Source organism: Xanthobacter pseudotagetidis (genome assembly GCF_043194795.2).
Classification (GTDB): Bacteria; Pseudomonadota; Alphaproteobacteria; order Rhizobiales; family Xanthobacteraceae; genus Xanthobacter; species Xanthobacter tagetidis_A.
Window position 1 is genome coordinate 3956839 of record NZ_CM195534.1, and the last position, 12018, is coordinate 3968856.

Consider the following 12018-nt stretch of genomic DNA (forward strand, 5'->3'; position numbering starts at 1 on the left):
AGGCGGCCTACCGCACCTCGCGCTCGGGCAAGGCGAGAAGCACCATGACGCCGAGCACGGCGGTGTAGAAGCGGAAGGCGGCGGCCTGGCCGTTCCAGTCGCGCGACTGCCACATGGCGAAGTATTCGCCCGCCACCACCATGAAGCCGAAGAACCAGAGCAGGAAGGCGAGCGCGCCGCCGAGATAGGCGAGGCCCTTGGCGCGCTCGAACGCGGCCGCGGGCGCAGCGAGGTTGAGCGCCATTCGCGCGGCGCCGACTGCGAGCAGGAGCCCGGCCAGCCCCTCGGCGACGATGATGGCGGCATAGGCGGCACGCCACACCGGCTCGTCGATGATGGCCCGGCCCATCAGCGCGTTGCCGGGAAAGGTCGTGTCCATGCTCAGCACATGGCGCACGAACTGGTAGTTGGAATCGTAGTCGACGATGTTGTCGTAGGCGACGATGAGCGCGAAGGCGGCCAGCGCAGCCACCAGCGCGACCTTGGCGAGGCGCAGTTCCATCGCATCCTCTCCCCTGCCCCAACAACGCGGCGCGGCGGAGGGCCGGCGCCGAAACCCGATGGCCGGAAAGCCCCAGGCGGCTCGCAGCGGCCGCTGCACCCGGCAGCGGCGCGCGATCAGCGGCGGCGGAAGTTCTGCTGGCGGCGCGCGCCGGGCGGCGGGGCGGAGCCCTCGGCCTTGTGGCGGAAGTTGATGCGGCCGCGATCGAGATCGTACGGCGACATCTCCACCACCACGCGGTCGCCCTCGATGGTGCGGATGCGGTTCTTCTTCATCTTGCCTGCGGCATAGGCCAGGATCTGATGGTCGTTGTCGAGTCGCACGCGGAAGTTCCCGTCCGGGAGCACTTCCGTCACCGTTCCTTCGAACTCCAGCAATTCTTCCTTCGCCATATAGTCGTCTCCGAATGCGCCGCACGGGGGCGCGGAAGTGGCGGACTTTTCGCACAAAACCGCGGTGCGGCCTATAGCCGTTTTGGAGCCGCGCGTGGATTTCACCCGCGCGCGGCGCCGGTTCTCGTCTCAGCGCGCCGGACGGCGGGCAGGCCCCTTGCCGGCGCCCTTGGCGGCGCCGTTGGCTGGGCGGGGCCGCTGCCCGCGCTCGGGCACCGCCTTCATGAAGCCGATGGCGCCCATAGGCTTGCCGGAGGTGGACGTGCCGGACGCCGGCCCGCGCTCGGCGCGCTGGCCCCGGCCCTCGGACCGCTCGGGCCGGCCGCCGCCGTGGCCGCGGGCGTCCTCGGAACGCGGATGCTCGCCACGGGGATGCTCGCCCCGGGCGTGGGGATTGCGCGGCTTGTGGGCGTCCTTGCGGCCGTCCTCGCGCCGTTCGGGGCCGCGCCCCTCGAAGGAGCGGCCCTCGCCGGAGCGCGCCTCGAAGGAGCGCCCCTCGCCGTTGCGGCGGGGCGGGCGCCCCTCGCGCTGGGGCTGGCCCTCGCCGAAGCGCTGGCGCTCGCCGCGATGTCCGCCCGACGGACCGCCGGAAGAACCACCGCGGCGGCCGGCATTCTGCGGCCGCGCCGGACGCTCCTCGGACGGCACGTCGGCGATCGCCTCCGGGGCGGCGGCGCCGCGCCGGTCGCTCGCCGGGATCTGCATCTTGATCAGCCGCTCGATGGACTTGAGGAACGCGCGCTCCTCATGGTCGCAGAACGAGATGGCGATGCCCTCGCGGCCAGCGCGCGCGGTGCGGCCGATGCGGTGGACATAGCTCTCGGGCACGTTCGGCAGGTCGTAGTTCACCACGTGCGAGACGCCGGTGACGTCGATGCCCCGGGCGGCGATGTCGGTGGCGATCAGCACCCGGATCTCGCCGTCGCGGAACGCCTGGAGCACGCGGTCGCGCTGGTTCTGCGACTTGTTGCCGTGGATCGCCTCGGCCGGATGACCGGCCTTGGCGAGCACGCGCACCACCTTGTCCGCGCCGTGCTTGGTGCGGGTGAAGACGAGCGCGCGGTCGATGGGCTCCTGGGAGAGCACCTCGGCGAGCAGCGCGCCCTTGCGGGCCTTGTCCACGTGGATCACGCGCTGCTCGACGCGGTCGGCGGTCTTGGCGACCGGGGTCACCGCGACCGTCACCGGATCGTGCAGCATGGAGCCGGCGAGCTCGGCGATCGCCTGCGGCATGGTGGCCGAGAAGAACAGCGAGTGCCGCTTCTGCGGGATGCGGCGGACGATGGCGCGGATGGCATGGACGAAGCCCATGTCCAGCATCTGGTCGGCCTCGTCGAGGACGAGCACCTCCACCTGGTCGAGCCGCACCGCGCGGTTGTCGGCGAGGTCGAGCAGGCGGCCGGGGGTGGCCACCAGCACGTCGACGCCGCGCCCCAGGGCGCGGATCTGGCGGCCCATGGGCACGCCGCCGATGGCGAGCTCCACGGTGATGCCGGCATGGCGGCCGAAGCTCTCGAAGCTGTCGACGATCTGGCCGGACAGCTCACGGGTGGGCGAGAGCACCAGCACCCGCACCGCCTTCGGCTCGCTCTTGCGGCGATGGCGGATGAGCCGGTCGAGGATGGGAAGGGCGAAGGCGGCAGTCTTGCCGGTGCCGGTCTGGGCAATGCCGATCAGGTCGCGGCCGGCGAGGATCTTGGGGATCGCCTGGTCCTGGATCGGGGTGGGAGTGGAAAGGTGCGCCTCTTCCAGGGCGCGGACGATGGGCTCGGCGAGGCCGAGGTTCGAAAAAGAGGTCAAGCTCTGTCTTTCATGGGCAGCAGGCGCCTGCGGCCCATGCGGGGCGCGGCGAGGGGCTGCGGGGTCTTCGACATCCCGCGTGGCCTGGGGTGTCCGTCAATCAGGGATGAAATCGGGCAAAGCCGCGTCTGCAAGCTTTCTGGAAAGCTCCGAGCGGTCTCCGCTACGCGGCCCGACTGCGCTTCCTCGGGCCGAAACGGCCGGATATGCGAAGCGCGTGCGCCCTTCATATGCGAAGGGGCGTGTCGATTTCAAGGCGCAAGGGGCGCGATCGCCGTCAAGCATGGCAGCTGCGCCGTTTCGTCGCCATTCCCTAGCGGAATATTCGGCGCCTGCGTCGAACGTACGCTCTTGCGCGCGCGCAGGCTTCATCCGACATAGGGGTCGAGAGGTGACATGATCGATCCCGCCGCCATGGTCGACGCGACGACCAAATTCCTGCAGGACCACCCGAATCTCATGCCGCTGGTGATGTTCGGCCTCGCCTTCGGGGAATCGCTCGCCCTCATCTCCTTCCTGGTGCCCGCCACGGTGCTGATGCTGGCCATCGGCGCGCTGGTGGAGGCGAGCGGCCTCAGCCTGTGGCCGGTTTGGCTCGCAGCCGTGGTCGGCGCCTCGCTCGGCGACGCGGTGTCCTACTGGCTCGGCTACCACTACAAGGACCGCGCCAAGACCTTCTGGCCGCTCTCGCGCCGGCCGGACCTCGTGGCGCGCGCCGAGGACTTCTTCACGCGCTTTGGCGTCTGGGGCGTCGCCATCGGCCGCTTCTTCGGCCCGCTGCGCGCGGTGGTGCCGCTGGTGGCGGGCATCCTCGCCATGCGGCACATGCCGTTCCAGGTGGCCAATGTGGGCAGCGCCATGGTGTGGTCGTTCGCCATGCTGGCGCCGGGCGCCGCCGCCACCAAGCTGCTCGGCTTCTGAACCGCCCTCCGGCTTCCTGGCGGGCGCGAGGGCTTATTTCACCCAGCCCGGGAACATCGCCCCCAGCGCGCCGCCGATCATCTCCATGGCGATGGCCGCGAGGATGATGCCCATCAGGCGCTTGGCGATGGAGAGCGCGGTCGGCGACAGGCGCGAGCCGAGCCAGGGCGCCAGCGCCATCGCCGCGGCGAAGAACACCAGGTAGCCCACCAGCCCGGCATAGAACCCCGCCACCGCCGGCGCGCCACCCGGCTGCTGGGCGTAGACGATGATGGTCGCCATGGTGCCGGGACCAAGCGCGATCGGCAGGCCGAGCGGGTAGACGCCGGGATTGGACGTGGACTTGAACTGCGCCTTCTCCGCGCTCGTCCCCTGGTGTGAGGAATGGTCGTCGCCGCTCAGCATGGAGAGGGCGATCATCAGCACGATCAGCCCGCCCGCGAGGCGGAAATGGGCGACGTCGATGCCGAACAGCCCGAGCAGCGCATGGCCGGCGAGCGCGCACACCAGCGAGCCGATGGTCACGGTGCCGATCATGGCGATCAGCGTGCTGCGCCGGTCGGCCGCGTCGAGGTCGGCGGTCAGCGCCAGGAAGATCGGCACGATGCTGAGCGGGCTCATGATGGCGAACAGCGCGGCGAACAGCTTCGCGGCCAGCGTCAGGTCCATGGGCTCCAGCTCCCCTTGATTGCCAGCCAACCGATTGCAGCCGGGTCCCTTGTGCCCGATTTGCGCCGCCATTCCCACCCCACAGCGCAGACCAAGCCGCCCGCAGCGAAGCGTGCAGCTATTGTCTCGTTACGTTATCCTATATATGAACGGACATATCACTCGGGAGCATTGCCATGATGAAATTCGTGCAGCACCGCCGCGGAATGGTCCTCGGCCTTATTCTGGCTTCGACCTTCGCTATATCCGCCCGTGCCGAGCAGCCGGCCGCCAACACCGCCGGCGCCACCTCGACCGTCACCACCTTCGCCGCCGCCAGCCTGACCAACGCCTTCCAGGACATCGGCAAGGCTTTTGAGGCCAAGGGCAAGCCGGCGGTCCGCTTCTCCTTCGCCGCCTCGTCCGCGCTCGCCAAGCAGATGGAGGCCGGTGCACCGGCCAGCATCTTCGCCTCGGCCGACCTCAAGTGGATGGACTACACCGACAGCAAGGGCCTGACCCTGAAGGACACCCGCGTGGTTCCGATCGGCAACGCGCTGGTTCTGGTGGCCCCGGCCGACAAGGCGAAGCCCGTGACCATCGCCAAGGGCATGGACATCGGGGCGCTTCTGGGTCCGAACGGGCGCATCGCCACCGGTCTCACCGACAGCGTGCCGGTGGGCATCTACGCCAAGACCGCTTTCACCAGTCTCGGCCTCTGGGACAAGGTCGCCCCCCGCATCGTCGGCGCCGAGAGCGTGCGCGCGGCGCTCGCTCTGGTGGAGCGCGGCGAGGTGCCCTACGGCGTGGTCTATGCCACCGACGCCGCCATCGCCAAGAACGTGAAGGTGGTCGCGGTCTTCCCGGCCGACAGCCACCCGCCGGTGGAATATCCCTTCGCCCTCGTGAAGGGCCAGGACACCCCCGCCGCCAAGGAATTCTTCGCCTTCCTCACCAGCCCCGAGGCGAAGGAAATCTACAAGAAGTACGGCTTCACCGTCCGCTGAGCGGCATAAGCGGGGTGGCTCCGAGCCACCCCGTTCCGCGACGAGGCCGGGCACGCCGCTCCGGGAGCTTTCCGGAGCGGGCGGGCCCGGCTTAAGATTTGCTCCGGGGTGGCCGGGATGACGACGTTGCTGACACCGGAAGAATGGACCGCCGTGCGGCTGAGTCTTCAGGTGGCCTTCTGGGCCACGATCTGGAGCATGCCGCCCGCGATCCTCGTGGGATGGGTTCTCGCGCGGGTGGACTTTCCCGGAAAGGGTCTGTTCGACGGCATCATCCATCTGCCGCTGGTGCTGCCCAAGGTGGTGGTGGGCTATCTGCTGCTCATCACCCTCGGTACCCGCGGCTATCTCGGCCAGTACCTCTATGAGTGGTTCGGCATCAGCCTCATGTTCACCACCGCCGGCGCCACGGTCGCCGCGGCGGTGGTGAGCTTCCCGCTCTCGGTCAATGCCGTGCGCCTCGCCATCGACGGCGTGGACAAGGGGCTGGAGACCGCCGCCCGAACCCTCGGCGCTTCCAGGCTCGACGCCTTCTTCACCGTGACGCTGCCGCTGATGCTGCCGGGCATCCTCTCCGGCGCGCTCATCGCCTGCGCCTCGGCACTGGGCGAGTTCGGCGCCACCATCACCTTCGTGTCGAACGTGGAAGGCCAGACCCGCACCATCCCGCTCGCCATCTACAGCGCCACCCACATGCCGGACGGCGACGCCATGGCGCTGCGCCTCACCGCGGTGTCCGTGGTGCTGGCGCTCGGCGCCCTGGTGCTGGCGGAGATGGCGGACCGCCGCATCAAGATCGCCCTGGGGCGCATATGATCGAGATCGACGTTTCGCTCGCCCGCTCCACCGGCTTCACGCTGGAGGCCCATTTCACCGCGCCCGGCGAGGGCGTGACCGCGCTTTTCGGCCGCTCCGGCTCGGGCAAGACCACCATCATCCAGGTGGTCGCCGGCTCGGTGAAGCCGGACAAGGGCCTCGTGCGCGTCGACGGGGAGACCTTCTTCGACAGCGACAAGGGCATCGATCTGCCGATCGAGAAGCGCAACGCCGGCTACGTGTTCCAGGACGCGCGCCTGTTCCCCCACATGAGCGTCGAGGGCAACCTGCGCTACGGCGAGCGCCGCACCCGGCGGGAGCGCACCATCTCCTTCGACGCCGTGGTGGCCATGCTCGGCATCGGCCACCTCCTGGCGCGGCGCCCACACACCTTGTCGGGCGGCGAGAAGCAGCGCGTCGCCATCGGCCGGGCGCTGCTCTCCCAGCCGCGCCTGCTGCTGATGGACGAGCCGCTCGCCTCCCTCGACGAGATGCGCAAGGGCGAGATCCTGCCCTATCTGGAGCGGCTGCGGGACGAGCTGAAGCTGCCCATCCTCTATGTCAGCCACTCCATCGAGGAGGTGCTGCGCCTGTCCACCGCGGTGGCGGCGCTGGCGGACGGCAAGGTGATCGCCTGCGGGCCGCTCTCCGACGTCCTCTCGCGCCCCGAGCTGCTGCCGGTGGTGGGCCGCTTCGACATCGGCACCATTCTCGAGTGCACCGTCGTGGCGCATGACGAGGCGTTCCAGCTCTCGACCGTGGCGTTCGCCGACGGCGAGCTGAGGGTGCCGCTCGTGGGCAGCCCGGTCGGCGCGCCCGCCCGGGCCCGCATCCGCTCGCGCGACGTGTCGCTCTCTCTCTCGCGCCCCATGGACGTGTCGGTCACCAATCGCCTCGCCGGCACCATCTCGGCCATCACCCGCGCCGAAGGCCCGTTCGCGGACGTGGAGGTGGCGCTCGCCCACACGAAGCTGCATTCCCTGGTGACGCAGGAGAGCGTGCAGCGGCTCGGCCTGGAGGCTGGAACGCCGGTCTGGGCGATGATCAAGGCGGTGACGGTGGATTCGCGCCCGGCGGGCTTCTCCTCGCCCGGCGCGGAAATCCTCAGCCCGCCTTTGCCTGCCGCCCCGGCCCAGCCGCCGTCTCCGGCTCCCCCTCCGCTTCGCGTGATTCCGGGCGGAAATCCGCCGCAAGAGAAGCCCTGAGCTCGTCCACCGCCGCACGGGTGGCCTTGGCCGCCTGCCGCTCGCTCGCCCGGTAGAGCGCGATCACCCGCGCGCCGAAGGCGGTCACCTCGGTGCCCGCGCCACGCCGGCCGGGATAGGTGACGATCACCTTCTCCTCGAACATGCGGTCGAGCTCGTCGATCAGCAGCCAGGCGCGCCGGTAGCTCATGCCGATGGCCTTGGCAGCGGAGAGGATGGAGCCGTGGTCGCGGATCGCCTCGAGCAGCGCGATCTTGCCCGGCCCGAGCTTGCGCCCGTCTGGAAAGTCGATGCGCAGGAACAGGCGGGGGTCGCGATGGCGGGCGTCTTCTGTCACGGCGGGGCGCTCCTCGGTGAGGAGCATACAGCGCCGAACGGCAAAAATCTCGCGCCCGGACGGCGCGCCGCGCGTGATTGGAAACGTTCGAGCGAGGCGCCGGCGACCTCCGATCGCAGGCCGGCGCCGCGCTCAGTCCACCGCCTCGGGCGGCACGCCGCAGCGCCGCGCCAGGAAGCGCTTGCACTGCTGCTCGCGGTCGTAGCCGAGCAGCGTGCCGAGCATGAAGTCCTCCTCCGGCGAGAGCGCCGTGAGGGGCTTGTTCACGACCGTGCGGGTGGTCTCCACGAAGGCGGGGTTGCCGAAGAAGAGGTTGACCTTGTGGCCGCTCACGTCGTGCACGTAGTGGGCGATGCATTCGCGGCACAGGCGGCCGACGATCTGCCGGCTGTCGTCGGCCGACATGGTCATCATGAACAGGCAGCGCACGCCGCGCCGGTATTCGTAGAGATTGTGGTTGAAGATCCGCGTGACGACGGGATCGCCGGCGCGATCCCCCGCCCGCGGGTCCACGCCTAGAGCAGCCCCGCAAGCCATGCCGTCACTCGCTTTTCGGTCATGCCGGACTGGCCGTCCTGGTCGAGGGCGAGGCCCACGAACTTGCCGTCGCGCTCGGCGGTGGAGCCGGTGTAGTCGTAGCCGGACGTGTCGGTGAAGCCGATGACCGTGGCGCCCTTCTCGCTCACCTCGTCGAACAGGATGCCCATGGCGTCCACGAAACTGTCGGGATAGGTCGCCTGGTCGCCGGTGCCGAACAGGGCCACCTTCTTGCCGGCGAGGTTGGCCTCGCGCAGCTTGTCGATGTTCTCCTCCCAGTCGGTCTGGAGCGTGCCGTCGCCATAGGTGGGCGAGCCGAGGATGAGCAGGTCGCAATTCTCGAAGTCCGCCTTGGTGGCGGCCTTGATGTCGATGCTCTTGCCCTGGGCCTTCTTGGAGATCTTGGAGGCGACACCCTTGGTGGCGCCGCCGTCGGAGCCGAAAATCACGTTCACAATCATCTGTTCGTCTCGTTATGCGCGTCAGTAAGAACTGGCGGCTGAAATCTGAAGATCGCCGCCACGACCGAATGCGCTTAAAATTAAGTCACGCCCAAACTTGCCTCAATATGGGGGCGATCCGAATTGCCCGGACCTAGCCCCTGTGCTATAAGGACAAAGTAATTTTGAACTGCTCTATGTTTAATCTGAAGTGGCTTTTCTTATTCATTCCAGACTGCGCGTCATTCCGGAATGTGGGGCGGCATTCCGCCCGCCGGCACGGCCCTGCCGCCAGCGCGCGCGGCGCCTGCGATAGGCGCCTGCGAATCGGGCCTCTGAGATTTGAAGGCTGGGCAAGCCGTCAGGGCATCGCCAACGGCGCCGGCGCGCCTCTTGAGGCTACTCCGCCGCTTCCTTCGGCGGCTTGCGGCGGCTCTTCGCGGGGATGACGAGGTCGAACTCGGCCAGTTCCTCGTCGGTGGGCCAGGTCATGTCCTTGTCCCAGGCCCAGGCCGCACGGATTTCCTCGTCGCTCATGGCATCGAGCTTCGCCCAGTCAACCGTCTTTGCGAGACGGTCTGCCTCTTCCAATTGCTTCTTGGTAGGCACGGCGTTCACTCCGATGGGCGATCCTCAGGGAAATGACGCGGCGCCGCTCGCCGTTCCACTTCCATACGCAGAATAGCACACGCCCGTCGTACTCGGCCAATGTCTCGAAACGAACCTCGCCGTTGGGCGACTTGGGCGAGGCATCATCGACGCGCGGCCGCCCGTCGAACAGACGCGCCGCGAGCGGGAGAGGCAAACCGCGCAAATCGCGGTTTGCCTCGTCCTTCCTGTCGTCCCATTCGAGGTCGTCGGTCTCGCCCATGAGATGTCCCGCGAATCATCGCAACCACACCACCATAGACGACGAAATGGCTTCCCAGTTCGGGAAGATTACTTCTCGAACTGGGAATCGAACCTCGTTCAGTTCTTGGTCTTGTCCACCAGGGCCTTGGCCTTGATCCAGGGCATCATGCCGCGCAGCTTCTCGCCCACTTCCTCGATGGGATGAGCGTTCACGCGGGCGCGGGTGGCCTTGAACGAGGTCTGGCTCACCTTGTTCTCCAGCATCCAGTCGCGGGTGAACTTGCCGGACTGGATGTCGGCGAGCACCCGCTTCATCTCCGCCTTGGTCTCGGGGGTGATGATGCGCGGGCCGGTGACGTATTCGCCGTACTCGGCGGTGTTGGAGATGGAGTAGTTCATGTTGGCGATGCCGCCCTCATAGATGAGGTCGACGATCAGCTTCACCTCGTGCAGGCACTCGAAATAGGCCATCTCGGGGGCGTAGCCCGCCTCGACCAGGGTCTCGAAGCCGGCGCGGATCAGCTCCACGAGGCCGCCGCACAGCACCACCTGCTCGCCGAACAGGTCGGTCTCGCACTCTTCCTTGAAGGTGGTCTCGATGATGCCGGCGCGGCCGCCGCCGATGGCGGAGGCGTAGGACAGGCCGAGGTCATGGGCGTTGCCCGAGGCGTCCTGGGCGATGGCGATCAGGGTCGGCACGCCGCCGCCGCGCTGATACTCCGAGCGCACGGTGTGGCCGGGGCCCTTGGGCGCCACCATCAGCACGTCGAGGTCCTTGCGGGGCTCGATCAGGTTGAAGTGCACGTTGAGGCCGTGGGCGAACAGCAGCGCCGCGCCCTGCTTCATGTTGTCCACGAGGCTCTCGCGGTAGATGTCGGCCTGCAGCTCGTCCGGGGTGAGCATCATCACCACGTCGGCCCACTTGGCGGCCTCGGCGGGGCTCATGACCTTGAAGCCCTCGGCCTCGGCCTTCTTGGCGGTGGCGGAGCCGGGACGCAGGGCGACCACGACCTCCTTCACGCCCGAGTCGCGCATGTTGAGCGCATGGGCGTGGCCCTGGCTGCCATAGCCGACGACGGCGACCTTCTTGCCCTTGATCAGGTTCAGGTCGGCGTCGCGATCGTAGTAAACGCGCATGGTTTTCTCCTTGTGGGCGTTTTGTCTTGGTGAAGCTGGAAATCAGGGAGCGACGGGAATGCCGAGGATCGACGCGAGCACGGAGCGAACCTCGCTCAAGCTGTCGTCGCTCGCCCGCCCGCCGAACCGGCGCAGGCGCAGCCGTCGATCGACCGAACGCACCTGATCGACGAGCACAAAGCCGGAAATCTCGGAGCTGGCGACAAGAGGGACCTTGTAGGGCCAGGGCTTCGACTGCCGGGTCACGGGGCAGACGACGACGAAGGACGAAGAGGAATTGTAGCTCCGCGGAGACACCACGAGCGCCGGCCGTCGTCCCGATTGCTCGTGACCTGAAGCCTCTCCGAAATCGAGCCAGTAGAGATCGCCGGCATCCGGAAATTGGTCTTGGGCTGCGACCATCGCCTAGGGCTCGTCATCCTTGGGCGCGATGTCGCTCCAGTCCTCATCCGGCCATTCGGAGGGAAGAATGCCCCAATCCTCGAACTTCGGCTCGTTCTGGGGACCCAGCCGGCGCGCCTCGGCGACGAGATCCTCGAGGTCGATGCGCCGCACGCGAGAGGGGGCCGACAGGTGGGCCCTTCCGCCCTCCACGGTCAATTCCAGCTCGGTGCCCGGGACGGCGTGAAGCGCCTCTGCCGCTGCCTTCGGCAGCCGCACGGCGACGCTGTTGCCCCATTTCGCGACCTTGACCTTCATGGCCGATCTGGATCCCTCTCCGGATATCCGGGCGTATATCCGCCGCGGACTGGCAGCGCAAGCCCTCACATCCCCTCCGGCCCGCGGGAGATGGCCACCACGCCGGTGCGCGCCACCTCCACGAGGCCGAGCGGCTCCATGAGCCAGGCGAACTGGTCGATCTTGTCGGACTTGCCGGTGATCTCGAACACGAAACTCTCGCGGGTCGCGTCGATCACCCGGGCGCGGAAGGCTTCCGCGAGCCGCAGCGCCTCGCCGCGCGCCTCGCCCACGCCGCGCACCTTCACCATGGCGAGCTCGCGCTCCAGCGCCGTGCCCTCCACGGTCAGGTCGCGCACCCGGTGCACCGGCACCAGCCGGTCGAGCTGGTTCTTGATCTGCTCGATCACCATGGGCGTGCCGGTGGTGACGATGGTGATGCGCGAGAGGTGCCCCTCATGGCTCACCTCGGACACCGTCAGGCTGTCGATGTTGTAGCCGCGGCCGGAGAACAGGCCGATGACGCGCGCCAGCACGCCGGGCTCGTTGTCCACCAGGATGGAGAGGGTGTGGCGCTCGATGGGCTCGGAAGTGTGGGGCATGGGAGGCTCGGAAATAGAAGGTTCAGAGGGGCGCTGGGAAGGGCCTCCCTCTCCCCTTGCGGGAGAGGGTTGGGGCGAGGGGTGCGTGGCTGCTTGCCGGGCGCCGGGGAACATCCCGGCGGCCTCCCCTCACCCCGGGCCCCT

Annotated in this window: 17 protein-coding genes; 4 read left to right on the forward strand and 13 right to left on the reverse strand. The window is 68.3% G+C overall.

Annotated elements, in window-relative coordinates; translation table 11 throughout:
* Positions 1–7: 7 nt before the first annotated feature.
* From V5F67_RS18085 to V5F67_RS18095, 3 genes are all read right to left on the reverse strand, one after another.
* On the reverse strand, positions 8–502 hold the full coding sequence (locus V5F67_RS18085; protein WP_394020899.1) for a DUF2165 family protein: 495 nt from the start codon (positions 500–502) through the stop codon (positions 8–10).
* Between the two features lie 116 nt (positions 503–618).
* Positions 619–894, reverse strand: a complete 276-nt coding sequence (gene infA / locus V5F67_RS18090; protein WP_188578066.1) for a translation initiation factor IF-1 — start codon at positions 892–894, stop codon at positions 619–621.
* Positions 895–1023: 129 nt separating this feature from the next.
* Complete coding sequence (locus V5F67_RS18095; protein WP_394020898.1) at positions 1024–2694, reverse strand: DEAD/DEAH box helicase; 1671 nt, start codon at positions 2692–2694, stop codon at positions 1024–1026.
* A 396-nt stretch (positions 2695–3090) separates the two neighbouring features.
* Here V5F67_RS18095 and V5F67_RS18100 point away from each other — a divergent pair, with 396 nt between their 5' ends.
* A complete protein-coding gene (locus tag V5F67_RS18100; RefSeq protein WP_394020897.1) occupies positions 3091–3615 on the forward strand; it encodes a DedA family protein in 525 nt (174 codons plus the stop codon).
* A 33-nt stretch (positions 3616–3648) separates the two neighbouring features.
* On the opposite strand, the gene V5F67_RS18105 is transcribed toward V5F67_RS18100, so the two are convergent.
* Positions 3649–4284, reverse strand: a complete 636-nt coding sequence (locus V5F67_RS18105; protein WP_394020896.1) for a MarC family protein — start codon at positions 4282–4284, stop codon at positions 3649–3651.
* 176 nt (positions 4285–4460) lie between these two features.
* Here V5F67_RS18105 and modA point away from each other — a divergent pair, with 176 nt between their 5' ends.
* The 3 genes from modA (at position 4461) to modC (ending at position 7291) form a co-directional block, all read left to right on the forward strand.
* Positions 4461–5270 (forward strand): molybdate ABC transporter substrate-binding protein, encoded by an 810-nt coding sequence (gene modA / locus V5F67_RS18110; protein WP_394020895.1) that lies wholly within the window; start codon positions 4461–4463, stop codon positions 5268–5270.
* 117 nt (positions 5271–5387) lie between these two features.
* Complete coding sequence (modB, locus tag V5F67_RS18115) at positions 5388–6086, forward strand: molybdate ABC transporter permease subunit (protein WP_394020894.1); 699 nt, start codon at positions 5388–5390, stop codon at positions 6084–6086.
* Positions 6086–7291, forward strand: a complete 1206-nt coding sequence (gene modC, locus V5F67_RS18120) for a molybdenum ABC transporter ATP-binding protein (protein ID WP_394020917.1) — start codon at positions 6086–6088, stop codon at positions 7289–7291. Before modB ends, modC begins: the two co-directional genes overlap by 1 nt.
* On the opposite strand, the gene V5F67_RS18125 is transcribed toward modC, so the two are convergent.
* From V5F67_RS18125 to ilvN, 9 genes are all read right to left on the reverse strand, one after another.
* Positions 7191–7628, reverse strand: coding sequence for a winged helix-turn-helix domain-containing protein (locus tag V5F67_RS18125; protein ID WP_394020893.1), 438 nt, complete (start codon positions 7626–7628; stop codon positions 7191–7193). The two genes, modC and V5F67_RS18125, sit on opposite strands and share 101 nt — an antisense overlap.
* 132 nt (positions 7629–7760) lie before the next feature.
* Positions 7761–8141: a DUF2023 family protein gene (locus tag V5F67_RS18130; RefSeq protein WP_394020892.1), complete on the reverse strand. Its 381-nt coding sequence runs from the start codon at positions 8139–8141 to the stop codon at positions 7761–7763.
* Between the two features lie 2 nt (positions 8142–8143).
* Positions 8144–8626: a flavodoxin FldA gene (gene fldA, locus V5F67_RS18135; RefSeq protein ID WP_394020891.1), complete on the reverse strand. Its 483-nt coding sequence runs from the start codon at positions 8624–8626 to the stop codon at positions 8144–8146.
* A 378-nt stretch (positions 8627–9004) separates the two neighbouring features.
* The gene (locus V5F67_RS18140; RefSeq protein WP_394020890.1) at positions 9005–9142 is read right to left on the reverse strand and encodes a hypothetical protein; all 138 of its coding nucleotides are present in this window, start codon (positions 9140–9142) and stop codon (positions 9005–9007) included.
* Between the two features lie 19 nt (positions 9143–9161).
* Positions 9162–9476: a BrnT family toxin gene (locus tag V5F67_RS18145; protein ID WP_394020889.1), complete on the reverse strand. Its 315-nt coding sequence runs from the start codon at positions 9474–9476 to the stop codon at positions 9162–9164.
* Between the two features lie 98 nt (positions 9477–9574).
* Positions 9575–10594, reverse strand: a complete 1020-nt coding sequence (ilvC, locus tag V5F67_RS18150; RefSeq protein WP_394020888.1) for a ketol-acid reductoisomerase — start codon at positions 10592–10594, stop codon at positions 9575–9577.
* A 42-nt stretch (positions 10595–10636) separates the two neighbouring features.
* Positions 10637–10996 (reverse strand): type II toxin-antitoxin system PemK/MazF family toxin, encoded by a 360-nt coding sequence (locus V5F67_RS18155; protein ID WP_394020887.1) that lies wholly within the window; start codon positions 10994–10996, stop codon positions 10637–10639.
* 3 nt (positions 10997–10999) lie between these two features.
* Positions 11000–11293 carry an AbrB/MazE/SpoVT family DNA-binding domain-containing protein gene (locus V5F67_RS18160; RefSeq protein ID WP_394020886.1) on the reverse strand — a complete coding sequence of 98 codons (294 nt, stop codon included), beginning with the start codon at positions 11291–11293 and terminating at the stop codon, positions 11000–11002.
* Positions 11294–11358: 65 nt separating this feature from the next.
* On the reverse strand, positions 11359–11874 hold the full coding sequence (gene ilvN / locus V5F67_RS18165) for an acetolactate synthase small subunit (RefSeq protein WP_348830545.1): 516 nt from the start codon (positions 11872–11874) through the stop codon (positions 11359–11361).
* Positions 11875–12018 lie beyond the last annotated feature (144 nt).